Raw genomic sequence first — 16163 nt, 5'->3', positions numbered from 1 at the left:
CTTTGAATTGGGTGCCCTGCGGTGGTGCGGGCGTCAAGCCGGATCATTTGGTCCCCAGCCATTGACGGGCGCCCGCATCGGCCTTGGCGCGATCCGCCGGACTGAGATTGGTGAAGGCGTCGTCGAGCATCGGGTCGCCTTTACCGGCGGTTTTCGCCACAATATGCCATTTGAGGCCCTCGATCCTGTCCTCCAGCGTACCCTGAGGGGTCGACAGCACCCAGGCCAGCCGATTTTGGGCGATCGGGTTGTTTTGCTTGGCAGCCTTGCGCAGCAGCGCTACCGCGGCGGGCTGGTTCTTCGGGGTACCGGTGCCGTTATAGAGCGCGATGGCATATTCGACCTCGGCCTCGGCATTGTCGGCCAGCGACGCGGCCTGCAGCAGCCGGACCGACTTTTCGACGTCTTTCGGAACGCCGGTGCCTTCCTTGTAAAACGTCGCCAGGGCGTATTGCGCTTCCGGATTGCCGGCGTCGGCGGCCACCCGAAGCAATTCCGCGGCGCGGGTGAGATCGCGCGGCAGCACCTCACCGGCGATGTACAGCAGCGCCAGATTATACGCCGCCTTGGCGCTGCCGAGCTTGGCCGAGGAGGCCAGCAGTTTCGCGGCGTCCTCGCCGCCATTGGCGCCGCCGCGTCCCGACAGCCGCAGCATCGCCAGCGCGAACATGCCCTCGCGGTCGCCGGCGTCGGCGGCGCGCCGGAACCAGTCGATGGCCTTGTCGTAGTCGCGCTTGACGCCGAGCGCATTGGCGTAGAGTTCGCCGAGCATCGCCATCGCCTTGGGGTCGCCCTTTTCCGCGACGCGTTTGGTCGCGAGATCGAACGCGGTCTTGTACTGTCCGCGCTGATAGGCGGCGTAGACATAATCGGCATTGGGATCGTCGGGCGTCGGCGCCGGGGTCACGGTCGCGGCGGGCGCCGGCGGTTTTGGCGTCGCTGTGGCAGCAGGCTTTGGCTTGGGTTTCGCGGCCGGCTTGCTGGCCGCCGGCGGCGCAGCCGCGCCAGGCGGCGTCAGCGAGACTTGCGCGGCAGCGTGGTTGGCCAACAGCCACAGGCCGCTTGCGAGCATCAGGAGGTTCGATATGGGACGCGGGATTTTCATGTCCGGCGCTATTCCTGCCCAGCCGCGACTGTTCCGGACGATTGCGCGAAGGCCTGCTGGATCGTCTGCTCGACCTCTGACAGCGCCGCCGCCGCACCGCGCGGATCGGCCCAGATGAAATCGCCGACCAGAACGAAATCGGCGCCGGCGGCGACGAATTCGTGCGCCTCTTCCCGCGATTCGGCAAAGCCGATGCAAGGCGGCTCGAACAGTTCGGCCCACCATTGCAGGCGTTCGGCGATGGCCTCGATCGAAGGTCGCTGCCCCTTTGCGTCACGCTCGCCGAACAGCACGTAATCCGCGCCGGCTTCGCCCGCGGCCATCGAATCGTGCCGGGTGGCAAGGCCGCCGACGCCAATGATGCGGTCGGGCTTGAGGCTCGGCAGCGCGTCTTCCATCGCGGCGATGCCGGTCACATGCGCGCCATCGGCGCCCGATCGCGCGACGAGCTCGACATTGCCGTCGAGCAAGGCGGCGGCGCCGCCGGCCTGGATCACAGCCGCCAGCGCCTTGGCGCGGCTGATCATGGTACGCTGATCGGCAGGCGCCAGCCGCAGCAGCACGGCGGCGATATCGGCCGCCGCCAGCGCGCTTGCGAGGCTTGCCGCAAGCTCGGCCGGATCGTCCACCACGGGGGTTGAGAGATAGAGCCGTGGCGCGGGGCGCGGCGGAGCTGGTTTGTTGTTGGCCATGATCGGCTAGTGCCCCCGGACTGCGGCCAAAAAAGGGGCGAGATTACGCTCGCCCCTCGATCATGATCCGATTGAATCGGATCATGATCTCATCTCCTTGTTTGCGCGTGATCTTTTCGGAAAACCGGTTCCCACTTTTCCGGATCACGCACGCAAATTCATGCGACTTTCGGATCGAGCTCGCCCTTGCTGTAGCGCTTGGCCATTTCGGCCGTGGTCAGCACCCGTTTGATCTTGCCGGCTTGCCCTGCGGTATTGAATTCCTGTAGGCGCTGCTTGCACAATTTGGTCATCGCCTCCATCGCCGGCTTGAGATATTTGCGCGGGTCGAATTCTTCCGGATGGTCGTGCAGCACTTTTCGGATCTGGCCGGTCATCGCCATCCGGTTATCGGTGTCGATGTTGATCTTGCGGACGCCGTGCTTGATGCCGCGCTGGATCTCGGACACCGGCACGCCCCAGGTCGGCTTCATCTTGCCGCCATGGGCGTTGATGATCTCCTGCAGATCCTGCGGCACCGAGGACGAGCCGTGCATCACCAGATGGGTGTTGGGCAGCTTGCGGTGGATTTCCTCGATCACGTTCATCGCGAGGATGTCGCCGTCGGGCTTGCGGGTGAATTTATAGGCGCCGTGCGAGGTGCCCATCGCAATCGCCAGCGCGTCGACCTTGGTCTCCGTGACGAACTTCACGGCTTCGTCCGGATTGGTCAGGAGCTGGTCGTGCGACAGTTTGCCCTCGGCGCCGTGGCCGTCTTCCTTGTCGCCCATGCCGGTCTCGAGCGAGCCCAGCACGCCGAGTTCGCCTTCCACCGAAACGCCGCCGAGATGGGCCATGTCGGTCACGGTCTTGGTGACGCCGACATTGTAGTTCCAGTCGGCCGGGCTCTTGCCGTCGGCCTTCAGCGATCCGTCCATCATTACCGAGGTGAAGCCGGCCTGGATCGCGGTCATGCAGGTGTCGGGGCCGTTGCCGTGATCGAGATGCACACAGACCGGAATCTGCGGATAGATTTCGGTCACCGCATCCATCATGTGCTTGAGCATGATGTCATTGGCGTAGGAGCGCGCGCCGCGCGAGGCCTGGATGATGACCGGCGCATCGAGGCTGGAAGCGGCCTCCATGATCGCGAGCGCCTGCTCCATATTGTTGATGTTGAAAGCGGGCACGCCATAGTCGTGTTCCGCCGCGTGGTCGAGCAATTGACGCAACGTGATACGAGCCATGGATATCTTTCTCCGCGTTGGGGGGCGTTGCCCGCGAGACGATCGTGCTTGCAGTACAGACTATTTTATCTTCAGAACCGCGACGCCGGGCAACGGCTTGCCTTCCATCCATTCGAGGAACGCGCCGCCGGCGGTTGAAACATAGCTGAAATCGCTCGCCGCGCCGGCCTGGTTCAGCGCCGCCACGGTGTCGCCGCCACCGGCCACCGAAATCAACTTCCTGGCTTTGGTTCGTTCGGCCGCGTGCCGTGCCGCCGACACCGTGCCACGGTCGAACGGCGTCATCTCGAACGCGCCGAGCGGACCGTTCCAGACCAGTGTCGCGGCATCGTCGATCGCGGCATGAATCCGCGCGATCGAGCGCGGGCCGACATCGAGGATCATGCCTTCGGCCGGGATCGCATCGAGGCCGTAGGCGTGCGATGGCGCGTTGGCGGCAAACTGATGCGCCACCACCGCGTCGACCGGCAGGATGATGGCGCAATTGGCGGCTTCGGCCTTTTCCATGATCCGCAGCGCGGTCGCGGCGAGGTCCTTTTCCGCCAGCGACTTGCCGATGCCTATGCCCTGGGCATGCAGGAAGGTATTGGCCATGCCGCCGCCGATCACCAGCGCGTCGACCTTGCTGACCAGGTTTTCCAGCAGATCGATCTTGCTGGACACCTTGGCGCCGCCGATGATCGCGATCACCGGTTTGGTCGGGGCTTCCAGCGCCTTGTTGAGCGCGTCCAGTTCGGCCTGCATGGTGCGGCCGGCATAGGCCGGCAGTTTGTGGCCGAGGCCTTCGGTCGAGGCGTGGGCGCGGTGCGCGGCCGAAAACGCGTCGTTGACCCAGATGTCGCCGAGTTTTGCCAATGCGGCGACGAAGGCCGGATCGTTGTTTTCTTCCGCTTTATGAAAGCGGGTATTTTCCAGGCAAAGGATGTCGCCATCCTTCATTGCCGCGACCGCCTTTTCCGCGGCCTCGCCGATGCAATCGTCAGCGAAGGCGACCGGCTTGTTGAGGATCCGTGAAAGCTCGGCGGCAACCGGCTTCAGCGAGTCTTTGGCATCACGTCCCTTGGGCCGGCCGAAATGCGCGAGCAGGATCGCCTTGCCGCCCTTGTCGGAAATCTCCGTGATCGTCGGCGCGACGCGTTCCAGCCTTGTGCCGTCGGTGATGCGGCCGTTTTCCATGGGAACGTTGAGGTCGACGCGCAGCAACACGCGTTTGCCCTTTACGTCGACGTCATCGAGGGTACGGAACAGTTTCATAATCACTACTCGCCGCGAACTTCATCTGAGAAGGCTGCCGCCGCCGGTGTGATCCGATGGCGGGCTATCCGGTTTGGTCGTGACCTTCGATCCCTGGCGGAAGCCGTACACGATCAGGCCGATCAGCAGGATGACGCCGGGAATTCCAATCCAGTTAGGAAGGTTCATGGCGCCATTTCCTGGCTTATAGCGGCCTGATTTACAGCAATTTCCCCATCGCCACGGCGGTGTCGCCCATGCGGTTCGAAAAACCCCATTCGTTGTCGTACCAGGCCAGCACCCGCACCAGCGTGCCGTTCTGGACCTTGGTCTGGTCCATGTGGAACGTGGCGGAATGCGGATCGTGGTTGAAGTCGATCGACACGTTGGGCGCGGTGGTGAAGCCGAGGACGCCCTTGAGCTGCTGCTCGGAAGCTCGCTTCATCGCTTCGTTGATTTCCTTCGGGTCGGTCGCGCGCTTGGCGACGATCTTGAGGTCGATCACCGAGACGTTCGGGGTCGGCACCCGGATCGAGACACCGTCGAGCTTGCCCTTCAGTTCGGGCAGCACCAGGCCGATCGCCTTGGCCGCACCGGTGGAGGTCGGGATCATCGACATCGCAGCCGCCCGGCCGCGATAGAGATCCTTGTGCATGGTGTCGAGCGTCGGCTGATCGCCGGTATAGGCATGGATCGTGGTCATGAATCCGGTCTCGATGCCGACGGTGTCGTTCAGCACCTTGGCCACCGGCGCCAGGCAATTGGTGGTGCAGGAACCGTTCGAGACGATCAGGTGCTCCTTGGTGAGAACGTCGTGGTTGACCCCGTACACGATGGTGGCATCGGCGCCGTCAGCGGGCGCCGAAACCAGCACGCGCTTGGCGCCGGCGGTCAGATGCGCGGCGGCCTTGTCCCTGGCGGTGAAGATGCCGGTGCATTCCAGCGCGATATCGACGCCGAGTTCTTTCCAGGGCAATTTCGAAGGGTCACGCTCGGCGGAAACCTTGATCTTGCCGTTGCCGAGGTTGATCGTATCGCCATCGACCGTGACGGTGCCGGGGAAGCGGCCATGCACGGAATCGAAACGCAGCAGATGGGCGTTGGTCTCGACCGGGCCGAGGTCGTTGATGCCGACCACTTCGATGTCCTTGCGGCCGGACTCGGCGATGGCGCGAAGCACATTGCGGCCGATACGGCCAAACCCGTTGATTGCGACCCGGACTGCCATCTTTCGTTTCTCCCTCAATGACCTCTGTCATCCCCGCGGAGGGCGACGAGCCGTCCACGAAGGCTTTTGCGGCAAGCGCCCGGTTCTGCCGGGCGCGAACGGATAATATGACACCTAGGTAGCCCCTTTTTGGGGCAATCTCAACCGTCAGCCCAAGCGTTTCAGGGCAGCGTTTACCGCGGCCTCGGCGGTAATTCCGAAATGCTTGTAGAGGTCCTTGGCCGGCGCGCTGGCCCCAAAACCGTGCATGCCGATAAATTCACCATCCGCGCCGATCACCGCGTCCCAGCCCCAGCGTACCGCGGCTTCGATCGCAATCTTGACCGGGGCGTTGCCGATCAGCGCCTTGAGCTTCTCGGCGGACTGCGCCAGCATCAGTTCCAGCGAGGGCACCGAGACCACCCGGGCCGGGATGCCCTTTGCCGCGAGCTGCTTTTGGGCATCAACCGCTAGCTGGACCTCGGAGCCGGTAGCGAACAGCGAGACCTTGGCCTCGCCCGCCGCTGCGACCAGCTCGTAGCCGCCATGGCTGCAGGGCATGTCCGCCGGGGTCGAGGTGCGCAATTGCTGTAAGTTCTGGCGCGTCAGCACCAGCGTGGTCGGACCGTTGGTGCGGTTGAGCGCCAACTCCCAGCACTCCGCCACTTCGATGGCATCGCACGGCCGGAACACACGCATGTTGGGCATGCAGCGCAAGGCGGCCAGATGTTCGACCGGCTGGTGGGTCGGTCCGTCCTCACCGAGGCCGATCGAATCGTGGGTCATGATGTAGACCACGCCGGTCCCCATCAGCGCGGCCAGCCGCATCGCCGGGCGGGCGTAATCGGTAAAGCAAAAGAAGGTGGCGCCGCTCGGCGCGTAACCGCCATGCAGGAAGATGCCGTTCATCGCCGCCGCCATGCCGTGTTCGCGGATGCCGTAATGGATGAAGCGGCCCTTCGGCGTCTTGGCCGAGAAATTGGTGGCCGATTTCGCCATGTTGTTGGTCGAGCCGGTGAGATCGGCCGAGCCGGACAGGAATTCCATCGGCATCGCGAGCGCCATCGCGTCGATCGCCAGTTCGGAGGATTTGCGGCTGGCGATGTTTTGCGGGGTCTCCAGCAGCGACTTCTTGTGCGCCTTGAGCGCCTTTGCCAGCGCCGCCGGACGCTCGTGCCGCAGCCGGCGCTCGAAATCGGCGCGCTTGCGGTCGGACAGCGTCGTCATCCGCTCTTCCCATTCCTTGCGCGCGGCAGCGCCGCGGCTGCCGGCCTCGCGCCAGGCCTTGAGCACGTCGTCGGGCACCGAAAACGGCTCTTGCGAAATGCCGAGCTTCTCCTTGGCGCCCTTGAGCTCCTCGGCGCCGAGCATTTCGCCATGCACCTTGTTGGTGCCGGCCTTGGTCGGCGCGCCGTAGCCGATCGTGGTCTTGCAGGCGATCAATGTCGGCTTGTTGGATTTCTGCGCCTTGGCGATCGCGACAGCGATCGCCTTCTGGTCCTGACCGTCGATCAGTTCGGCGGCCCAGCCCGCCGACTTGAAGCGCTTCACCTGGTCGACCGAGTCCGACAGCGTGGTCGGGCCGTCGATCGAAATGCCATTGTCGTCATAGAGCACGATCAGTTTGTTCAGCTTCCAGTGCCCGGCCAACGCGATCGCTTCCTGCGAGACGCCTTCCATCAGGTCGCCGTCGGAGCACAGCACGTAAGTATGGTGGTCGACGATCTTCTTGCCGTATTCGGCGGCCAGCATCTTCTCGGCGAGCGCAAAGCCGACCGAGGTCGCGATGCCCTGACCGAGCGGACCGGTCGTGGTCTCGATGCCCTTGGTGTGGAAGTTTTCCGGATGTCCGGGGGTCAGCGATCCCAACTGGCGGAAATGCTTGAGCTGGTCGAGCGTCATGTCGCTGTTGCCGGTGAGATAGAGCAGCGCGTACAGCAGCATCGAGCCGTGGCCGGCCGACAGGATGAAGCGGTCGCGGTCCGGCCAGTTCGGCTCGGCCGCGTCGAACTTCAAAAATTGCGTGAACAGCACGGTCGCCATGTCGGCGGCGCCCATCGGCAGGCCGGGATGGCCGGATTTAGCCTTCTCGACCGCGTCCATGGCGAGGCCACGGATCGCGTTGGCCATACGGGTGTGGTCGACCTGCGTCATGTTGAAAATCCGTCTGAAATGAGATGCTTGGTTGCGGTGCGGCAGTAAGAGCCACGGAAAGTCAGCGCTGGGATAGCATCTGTGTTCCCGGAGGCCAAGTTCCTGGAGTCAAGGCGATGAAACGCGCGGGCAGGCCGAAAAGTTGCTTTGCGGTGCATAGTTTGGCAGCGGCGTTGCGCTGGCCTCGCTTGCCACGTAAATTTCACCGCCTAAACGCTTGCCGAACCGCGAAATTTCCTGTTCCGCGGGCGGCGCCACCAAGGTCCGCGCGCAACTCACATGAGCGATCGTCCCGCCACCGGATTGGGCCAGCCCGAGCCAACATCGGCCGATATCGACGCCGCGACGCGGCGGCTGATGGCGGCGCTTGACGCCCTGGAAAGCGCGGTCGAGCGCCGGCGCGAGGCCGACCGCGACGAGAACGAACTGGCAAGCCGGATCCAGGCGCTCGGCGCGGATCGCTCGCGGCTGGCCGACGAGCTCGATGGTTCGCTGGTGAAATCACGCCGGCTGGAGCGCAGCAATCGCGAGATCGCCGAACGGCTGGATGCGGCGATCGGCAGCATCCGCGCCGTACTCGATGCGGGAGAAAACTCATGAGCCACATCAACGTCACCATCAACGGCCGCCAATACCGCATGGCCTGCGAAGAAGGGCAGGAGGCGCGGCTGTTGAACTTGGCGGAGAGTTTCGAAGCCCGGATTACCAGCCTGCGCGGCAAGTTCGGCGAAATCGGCGACGCCCGCCTCACGGTGATGGCGGCGCTGACGGTGTGCGACGAACTGATCGACGCTACTCATCGCGCCCGCGCCCTCGAGGAAGAACTCCACGCGCTGCGCGATATCCGCGTGGTGGCGGCCGATCGTGCCAGGGCGACGCAGACGGCAGTGGCCAAGGCGCTCAACGCCGCGGCCGACCGCATCGAGAAAACCACCCAAGTGCTGAACCGCACCATCGGCGGCGGCGTCGCGATCGGGTGAGAGGGACGGGAGGGTCAGAGGTTCAAATCTTGTACCCCACTTGTCCCCACAGACTCTTGCCACCCGGTTTCCGCTTTGTGATGTCAACCGGACTTTGCACTTCGCCCGCCGGCCTAGGTGATGTTGCTCAATTGCTTTCAACTTCTTCCACGGATGAAAACCTAGCTGGTTTTTCGCGAAATCTTGGTCTTGTCGTCCGCTCTTTACGGCTATCCGCAGCTTGGCCGTGCCGCGCGGGAATCGCGCCGGATGGCGTACGAGGCGCTACGGGAGAACCGAGCTTCCGAGCGGCAATCCAAGTCCATCCGCAGGCGACTACATTTGCCGGCACCTAGTTGATGGCATAAGTGCCCGTCAGGGTGATCGCTCGCGGCAACAATTCCATGCGGATATTCTTAAGGTTGATGTGGGCGTTGAAACGCGGTCGCCCTTGCAACGGTGATCGTTTTAGAATGGCCGGAAACGGTACCTCCTACTCTGTTCGTCTTGGCTGAGCGTGAGTCCAGCCAAATGCAAGTCACTCATGTCCCGCATGAGGTAGAAATAATCCCACATCGGTTGTGTTATTCATTGACCCAACCCTTGATCCGTGATCGGAATTGCGCCTATTGCCGGGGTGGGGGCACCATGACACGCAAGCTATCGCAGCTGCGCGCAGCATTGCTGTGTTTGATTGCAGGAAGTTTTCTCGCGGGTTGCTCAGTAGCGCCCAATATTTCAAATCCCGATGGCGTGCCCGTTCGCGACGTCGTGCAGCGAATTAAATGCGAATTGAACACCGCCATTAGTACGCCACTTCAAAAAGCCAAGGAGGATGAAAATCTTGCTTGGTTCAAAACCTGGACTGCCAAAATAGATTTGACGCTTGCGGTCAGCGATTTGGCCCAGATCAATCCGACTGGTTCGACCGTCTCACCGCTTCAGAATGCCTATCCTAACGTTGGTCCTTCGGCTTTAGGTGGCACGGCGATAGCCGCCGCAGCTCAAAAATTCACGTTCGGATTCAACGCAGCCGCTACCGGGCAACGTACACGGACCGAAGATATTTCGTTCACGCTTTCTATGGAGGAATTGGAAAAGACGCCTGCCAAGGACTGTGAGAGGCTTTTGCAATCACAAAGCGCTGATAGTCTTGGCTTCAATGAATGGATCGACACAAGGGTATTTAGTTTGGTCTTGCCTGACAAAAATGGCGAAGTCATCCTAGCCGAAGGGCAGCACAGTCAAGGCGCCGCCAAGGGGACGCCAGCCAAGTTATCTGACCCGGTAAAATTAACGTTGCCGAAGGGTGGCGTCGCAGCAGGTGCTCAGTTTAAAGGAGAGATCGTCCCGCCTTCGGCGCTAGAAGATATAATTCACTGGATTGACGACGTGGAGCAGAACAAAGAGGTCGTTGTCAAAGCCGAGAGGGACGTCGAGAAGAACAAAGCAAAATGTCCTGCGTCCTTTAGAAACAACGCTGACGGCGTAATTCCGGACTACAATGAATTCGCGTTGCACGTTTTGCTATTCAGAACTACGCTGGATGACGATCTTACTGACCACAGCCTCTTAGAGGCTATCGATAAACGCATTCCACAATTAAAGAGACAGTCCGGAATAAAATTGCCTAATCCTTTGCCCACCACGACAGCGAAGACAGAGTATTCATCCGCCAAAGCAGCGGCAGAAAAGCTACATGAACTGGCACTTAAAGTTAAGTCGGACCACGACATGTGCACTATCGCCGCTACCGGCAAGAAAAATCCTCCGATCGATCTTACGACTTACACGACGCAATTTGTTATCACGTTCAATCTAGGCCTTTCCCCGACCTGGACATTCGTGCGCTTGACCGGACCGTCCGGGACCACACCGCTCGCATCGCTTTCGCGCGCGGACACGCACACGATTTCTGTCATTCTGGCGCCATCCGCGGCGGGGCCCGATGTTCAAAATCAACGGTTTATAAACGCGTTGAGGTCGTTGCCGGTGGCAATCCCGGCCGGCTCGGGGCTCTAGGGAATTCGAATATAGTCCGCTGAAGGGTGATATATTTTTCGACTTCCGTGCAGCCTCCTGACGTTCCGCCTACTGCTCGGCGCTCATTTTGGCCTTCGCTGCCAGCGCACCCAGGCGCTGGCGTTCTGCTGCAATGAACGCTGCGAAATCCGCGACCGAACCGGCCGCGCTCTCGATGCCGCTCTCGGCGAGACGGTCGTGCACCTCGGCGGTGTTGACCGCGGCCAGTGCTGCATTCATGCGCGCAATGATCGGCTCGGGCGTTCCGCGCGGCGCCAGCAGGCCGGCCCAATGGCCGATCTGGACCGCCGGAAATCCCTGCTCGGCGGTGGTCATCAGCGAGGGGTACGTGCTCATGCGCTTTTGGTAGGTGGTTGCGATCGCCTTCAACAGCCCGGCCTTGATCTGCGGCAACACGACAATGCTCGCCTCCGACGTCACCGATGCGCTGTTCGACAACACCGCATTGACCCCGTCGTTTCCGCTGCGGTACGGCACGATCGTCACGTTGACGCCGGTCGCCTCTTTGAACATCTCGGCGGCGAAATGCGGCGTGCTGCCGCTGCCGGCGGTCGACCAGGTGATGCCGTTGTCGCCCTGTGTTTTGGCCCACGCGACGAGCTCAGCCATGTTGCTGGCCGGCACACTCGGATTGACCACGATGACCGACGGCGCAACCGCGATCATGCCGACCGGCACAAGATCGGAATCCTGATAGGGCAGGTTCTTCAGCAACAGGCTGTTGGTGACGACGCCGGCCGCGCCGATCAGAAAGGTGTAGCCATCGGCGGCAGCGCGGGCCGCCGCCTGCGTTCCGACGGTGGCGCCGGGCCGATTTTCGATCAGCACGGGCTGTCCGAGTTGTTTGCTGGCGGCCTCGGCCGCCACCCGCGCGATCAGATCATTGGCGCCGCCGGGGCCGAACGGCACAATCCAGCGGATGGCGTGATCCGGCCATTCCGCGCGCGCAGCCGGTGCCGACAGCGCGCCGACCAGAACCGCGGCAGCCAGTGCAAAGCCCTTCATCCTATTCTCCTGACAGCCCCGAAATCGTCTCGGCAGCCCCGCCTTTAGCGTTGCCCGGGATCGATGCCAAGATAGACGCCAGGCGTGAGCCGAGGCCACATGTGCGCAAATGCCGGGGCAGGCCGGTTAGCGCTGGCGGTTTGGCCCGGGCGTGGTTACATTGGCCGGGCGAGGCTGCATCGCGCGTCAGAAGCCATAATATCCCCGGGGCCTTATCGATCCTTCAGGGAACTGTCCCTGGCCGGGTCCGTGGATCCGGTCACATGGTGCCCACCTACTTTCGTAGGTGCTCCGGGATCGAGTGCTTCAACGGCCATTGCGGCTTCGCACTTTATTTTTGCCATCAAGTTTCTATTTTGCGACGAAGTCTATATTTTTACCGTCAAGTTGATTGGCGCCGTTCCGCCCTGCAATGCCGTGATACTTCGCGAAAGCGGAGTATCCAGTACGCCGCAGCTTCGATGTTTAGTCGCGTCGCTTTGGAGTACTGGATCGTCCGCCTTCAAGGCTGACGACGGCGAAATGTGTGGACAGCGAAATGGTGCTCTGGATGTCCGGCATCTCTGCAACGCGATCGAAGGCAGACCTCCGCACCGCAGCCCTTGCGGCGCGGGATGCGTTGAGCGACGAGCAGCGCGCGGCCGCGGCGCAGGCCATCGCCAAGCGCGGTCTGCCGTTCGAGATCGCACCCGGGACGGTCGTCTCCGGTTATGCGCCGATCCGCAGCGAGATCGATCCGACGCCGCTGATGCTGGAGATCGCAACACTGGGCGCGCGGCTGGCGCTGCCGACGGTGACGGCGCGCGGCCAGGCGCTGACATTCCGGGCGTGGTCGCCCAACGACAAGATGGTGATGGGACCGCTCGGCATCCTCGAACCGTCGCCCGCGGCGCCTGAAGTGGTTCCCGACATCATGCTGGTGCCGCTGGCGGCGTTCGACCGTCTGGGCCACCGCATCGGCTACGGGGCCGGGCATTACGACTACACGTTCGCGCATTTGCGCAAGACCAAGGCGGTCAGGGGGGTCGGCGTTGCCTTTGCCGTGCAGCAAATCAAGGCGATCCCGGCCTTGGCGCACGACGTGGCCCTGGATTATGTGCTAACGGAAGCCAAGACATTCGATTTCCGGAGCCTCTGATTTGCGTATTCTGTTCGTCGGTGACGTGGTTGGCCGGGCCGGGCGCGCCGCCATCTCGGAATATCTGCCCGGCATGATCCGGGACTGGACGCTCGATCTGGTCGTCGTCAACGGCGAGAACTCAGCCGGCGGCTTCGGCATCACCGAGGCGATCTATCAGGAATTCCTCGATGCCGGCGCGGACGCGGTGACGCTCGGCAACCATTCCTGGGACCAGCGCGAGGCGCTGGTGTTCATCGAGCGCGCGCCGCGGCTGGTCCGTCCGGCGAATTATCCAAAGGGAACGCCGGGCCGCGGCGCCGTGCTGATCGATACCAGGCGCGGCCAACGCGCGCTGGTCGTCAATGCGATCGGCCGCGTCTTCATGACGCCGTTCGACGATCCGTTCGCCGCCATCGGCCGTGAACTGGAGTCGTGCCCGCTGCGCGAGGCGGCCGACGCGATCGTGGTCGATTTCCACGGCGAAGCCTCCAGCGAGAAACAAGGCATCGGATTTTTCTGCGACGGCCGCGCCAGCCTCGTGGTCGGCACGCACACCCACGTGCCGACCGCCGATCACCAGATCCTTCCAGGCGGCACCGCTTACATGACCGACGCCGGCATGACCGGCGACTATGATTCGATCATCGGCATGCAGAAGGAGGAACCGCTGCGGCGCTTCACATCGGGCATTCCATCGGGCCGGTTCGAGCCCGCCAATGGTGCGGCCACGCTCAGCGGCGTTGCGGTCGAGACCGACGATGCGACCGGGCTGGCGCTGCGGGTCGCCCCGGTGCGCGCCGGCGGCCGGCTGGAGCCGGCGTCGCCGGCATTCTGGGCGAGTTAACCCACCACCCATCAACGGTCAGGGCATCACCCGCTCCGATATCGTGCGGGAGGTCGCCGGTATCCCCGAGGATCAGGTCATCATGACCTGCGTCGCGATGGGATATCCCGACGATGACCTCGCCGCCAACGCCGTCAAGTCCGACCGCGAGCCGAACGGCGATTTCGTTGTGTCGGGTTCGAAGGTTGAGATGAGCAGGACGCGGCGTTTAGGGCGCGCGTGTCCATCGATTTGGATCAGCCAAAAGCGGAAGCCCCCCTTGCCTGTCTAGGCGTAGGGGTCGGGCCATTTCAACGTCCGGCGTACCAGAAGCAGCGTTACGATGATCAGCGCGACGATGATCCAAGGCAATGACGATATCTCGGCGTGGTCACGATGGATTTGACCGAGGAAGAGTACGAGACCTATCAGGATGACAACCAATCCGTTCGCTGCGATGTAAAGCGGGGATGGCCGCTGCCCTGCGGCTGCGCGCTCAGCTAGCACCTGGCGCCGCTGGCGTATGTCGCGAAACCCGCACGCCACCTGCCAAATCAGGAGTGCGAAAATCGCGGCAGCGAAAAGTGCAAAGAAAGGCCTGTATGTATTTCCACTCCAGTATCGAATAAGTTCAAGTGTCTCGAATGTCGCAACGCTACCTAACCATATCGGCCGAACCAGCCACTTCCATGCGATAGGAGCCAAGTCTCCAAGAAGGTCGTCGGGTTTCGAACCCACATTTTGATGGGAGCTCGTTTCCCGGCCCGGCATCCGCCGAGCCAGCAGTAATATCGACGCGCCAAGCATTCCAAATAGCGGCAGCGCGAGTTCTGATACATTCATCAGGGGCCGGTGCCGAAGCACGTCGATTCCGGGGAAGTGAAAAAGGCCATACACGGTGTCGCAGAGAAACAAGAGGAAGAAGGCCGCACAGGAAAGAGCTCCGTGAACGAGAGGCCTGGCGTTGGACGTTCTGGCGGCGAGCCATCCGGCGGCGACGGCAGACAGGCTCAAGGCCGACGCAGATTCGATATCTTGAAACAGTTCATCCGATTTCAGGCGTTGGTGCAGGTCGCTCAATTCCGCGCCCGTGAAGACATGCAGTACGGTCAAGCTCGCGCCGTGTCCGATTACGACGAGCAAGCAAAACAGGATGAGCATCGCGAGATGCGAGATCAGAAGTGACCGGACAGAAAGTTCGCGCATATCGAGGTCAGCCTCTGTTAACCAAACTTGAGCCGGTGCCGGTGGGCGCAGGCGCATCTAGTGACGCAAACAGATTTCGATCAACTTAAAGCAGAACATCAAGTTCGCTTTGACGGGCTCCACGTCAGGGGTGCAGTAATGATCTGCGCCGACCGAGGCAACGAGGCGTTACCGCCCGAGTTGCTCTCGCTGCTCCGACAAAAGAAGTCGTCCCGCACATGAGCTGCAACAGGGTTTTCACGCTGTTTTCACCGCCGTGAGTCCAAGCCGCGTCTCAACCGCTTCGCGCGTCACGATGCGGAAAACAGATCAATTGTGCTTTTAATGGTCCGTCGGGCTATGATCGCGGAGCGTCGGCGCGGGTCCAATGGCGCCGTTTCGCGGCAGGAGGATTGGATGAGAGCCGTTGTTGTGGAGGAATTCTCTCCGGTAAAATCCGTTCAAATCCGGGAGATCGTTAGCCCTGACTGCCACACGCGCGAGGTTCGTGTCCGCGTTGCTGCGGTGGGTCTTGGCTTTGTCGATGGGCTGAAGGTACAGGGCCTCTATCAAACAAAGGACCCCCTTCCGTTTGTTCCTGGCATGGAGTTCTCAGGAACGGTGGTCGAAACCGGCGAGGGAGTGTCGCAGGTTCGGGTTGGCGACCGGGTATTCGGGCTCGCGAAGCGGGGCGCGCTGGCTGAAGAAATCGTCGTTCCTGAGTCCGGCCTGGCTGTTATTCCAAGCCGGCTTTCATTTCCGCAGGCTGCCGCAGTCCCGGTGAATTACCTCACGGCAGCTTTCGCGCTGACGGAGATGGCGGGATTGCGCTCCAGCGAAACCCTTCTCGTGTTGGGGGCCGCCGGTGGCACCGGAACAGCCGCGATCAAGATAGCCAAGATGATCGGGGCCCATGTCATCGCCGCTGCATCGACAGAAGAAAAGCGTTCGCTGGCATGCGCCGAGGGCGCCGATCTCGCGATCGATTACGCAGATGAAAAATGGCGAGAGGTGTTGAAGTCACTGACCAATAACCGTCCGATAGATGTGATTTTCGATGCCGTCGGCGGCGAGATCTCGCCCATTGCATTCCGCACGCTCGGATGGCGTGGGAGGCATTTGGTGGTCGGCTTCGCGGCAGGGCGAATCCCATCGCTGCAATTCAATATCGCCCTTCTGAAAGGGGCATCCCTCATCGGCATCGACAGCGCCCAAATTCAGAAGTGGGAGCCTGAGGTCTACATGAAACTTATGAGGCGAATCGGTGAGTGGCTCGAATCCGGTGCGGTCAAGCCACCGCCAACTCAGATATTTCCTCTCAGTCAATTCCAAGACGCTTTCGAAGCGATGAGTTCACGTCGCGCGATGGGGAAAGTGGTAGTCATGATGAGGAATGAATGACCGTCTGGAT

At 62.0% G+C, this 16163-nt stretch carries 15 protein-coding genes and 1 other RNA gene; 7 read left to right on the top strand and 9 right to left on the bottom strand.

Features of this window, described 5'->3' with window-relative positions; translation table 11 throughout:
• Positions 1–43: 43 nt before the first annotated feature.
• The 7 genes from GSQ88_RS11100 to tkt form a co-directional block, all read right to left on the bottom strand.
• Positions 44–1105: a tetratricopeptide repeat protein gene (locus GSQ88_RS11100; RefSeq protein WP_159007783.1), complete on the bottom strand. Its 1062-nt coding sequence runs from the start codon at positions 1103–1105 to the stop codon at positions 44–46.
• An 8-nt stretch (positions 1106–1113) separates the two neighbouring features.
• Positions 1114–1797: a thiamine phosphate synthase gene (locus GSQ88_RS11095; RefSeq protein ID WP_159007782.1), complete on the bottom strand. Its 684-nt coding sequence runs from the start codon at positions 1795–1797 to the stop codon at positions 1114–1116.
• 158 nt (positions 1798–1955) lie between these two features.
• Positions 1956–3023, bottom strand: coding sequence for a class II fructose-bisphosphate aldolase (gene fba / locus GSQ88_RS11090; protein WP_159007781.1), 1068 nt, complete (start codon positions 3021–3023; stop codon positions 1956–1958).
• A gap of 60 nt (positions 3024–3083) precedes the next feature.
• Complete coding sequence (locus GSQ88_RS11085) at positions 3084–4280, bottom strand: phosphoglycerate kinase (RefSeq protein ID WP_159007915.1); 1197 nt, start codon at positions 4278–4280, stop codon at positions 3084–3086.
• 18 nt (positions 4281–4298) lie between these two features.
• Positions 4299–4445, bottom strand: coding sequence for a hypothetical protein (locus GSQ88_RS34940; RefSeq protein ID WP_174247980.1), 147 nt, complete (start codon positions 4443–4445; stop codon positions 4299–4301).
• Between the two features lie 31 nt (positions 4446–4476).
• Entirely contained in the window at positions 4477–5484 is a 1008-nt protein-coding gene (gene gap / locus GSQ88_RS11080) for a type I glyceraldehyde-3-phosphate dehydrogenase (protein WP_159007780.1), read from the bottom strand.
• A 147-nt stretch (positions 5485–5631) separates the two neighbouring features.
• Positions 5632–7617 (bottom strand): transketolase, encoded by a 1986-nt coding sequence (gene tkt, locus GSQ88_RS11075; protein ID WP_159007779.1) that lies wholly within the window; start codon positions 7615–7617, stop codon positions 5632–5634.
• A 279-nt stretch (positions 7618–7896) separates the two neighbouring features.
• On the opposite strand from tkt, the gene GSQ88_RS11070 reads away from it, so the two are divergent.
• From GSQ88_RS11070 to GSQ88_RS11060, 3 genes are all read left to right on the top strand, one after another.
• Positions 7897–8217 (top strand): DUF4164 domain-containing protein, encoded by a 321-nt coding sequence (locus GSQ88_RS11070; protein WP_159007778.1) that lies wholly within the window; start codon positions 7897–7899, stop codon positions 8215–8217.
• Positions 8214–8597, top strand: coding sequence for a cell division protein ZapA (locus GSQ88_RS11065; protein ID WP_159007777.1), 384 nt, complete (start codon positions 8214–8216; stop codon positions 8595–8597). The genes GSQ88_RS11070 and GSQ88_RS11065 overlap by 4 nt, the downstream gene beginning before the upstream one ends.
• A gap of 627 nt (positions 8598–9224) precedes the next feature.
• On the top strand, positions 9225–10598 hold the full coding sequence (locus tag GSQ88_RS11060; RefSeq protein ID WP_159007776.1) for a hypothetical protein: 1374 nt from the start codon (positions 9225–9227) through the stop codon (positions 10596–10598).
• 69 nt (positions 10599–10667) lie between these two features.
• Here GSQ88_RS11060 and GSQ88_RS11055 read toward each other — a convergent pair whose 3' ends face one another.
• Positions 10668–11624 carry a Bug family tripartite tricarboxylate transporter substrate binding protein gene (locus GSQ88_RS11055; RefSeq protein WP_159007775.1) on the bottom strand — a complete coding sequence of 319 codons (957 nt, stop codon included), beginning with the start codon at positions 11622–11624 and terminating at the stop codon, positions 10668–10670.
• 168 nt (positions 11625–11792) lie between these two features.
• Here GSQ88_RS11055 and ssrS point away from each other — a divergent pair.
• From ssrS to GSQ88_RS11040, 3 genes are all read left to right on the top strand, one after another.
• Positions 11793–11953: non-coding RNA, 6S RNA (ssrS, locus tag GSQ88_RS11050), on the top strand.
• A 221-nt stretch (positions 11954–12174) separates the two neighbouring features.
• Positions 12175–12762 (top strand): 5-formyltetrahydrofolate cyclo-ligase, encoded by a 588-nt coding sequence (locus GSQ88_RS11045; protein ID WP_159007914.1) that lies wholly within the window; start codon positions 12175–12177, stop codon positions 12760–12762.
• A 1-nt stretch (position 12763) separates the two neighbouring features.
• Entirely contained in the window at positions 12764–13588 is an 825-nt protein-coding gene (locus tag GSQ88_RS11040; RefSeq protein ID WP_159007774.1) for a TIGR00282 family metallophosphoesterase, read from the top strand.
• A gap of 267 nt (positions 13589–13855) precedes the next feature.
• Here GSQ88_RS11040 and GSQ88_RS11030 read toward each other — a convergent pair whose 3' ends face one another.
• The gene (locus tag GSQ88_RS11030; protein ID WP_159007773.1) at positions 13856–14773 is read right to left on the bottom strand and encodes a hypothetical protein; all 918 of its coding nucleotides are present in this window, start codon (positions 14771–14773) and stop codon (positions 13856–13858) included.
• 396 nt (positions 14774–15169) lie between these two features.
• Here GSQ88_RS11030 and GSQ88_RS11025 point away from each other — a divergent pair, with 396 nt between their 5' ends.
• Entirely contained in the window at positions 15170–16153 is a 984-nt protein-coding gene (locus tag GSQ88_RS11025) for an NADPH:quinone oxidoreductase family protein (RefSeq protein WP_159007772.1), read from the top strand.
• Positions 16154–16163: the final 10 nt, after the last annotated feature.

It is taken from the genome of Bradyrhizobium sp. S69, from assembly GCF_009766005.1.
Taxonomy (GTDB): domain Bacteria; phylum Pseudomonadota; class Alphaproteobacteria; order Rhizobiales; family Xanthobacteraceae; genus Bradyrhizobium.
The sequence above is the reverse complement of the archived record's forward strand: the minus strand, read 5'-3'. Positions and strand labels throughout refer to the sequence as shown.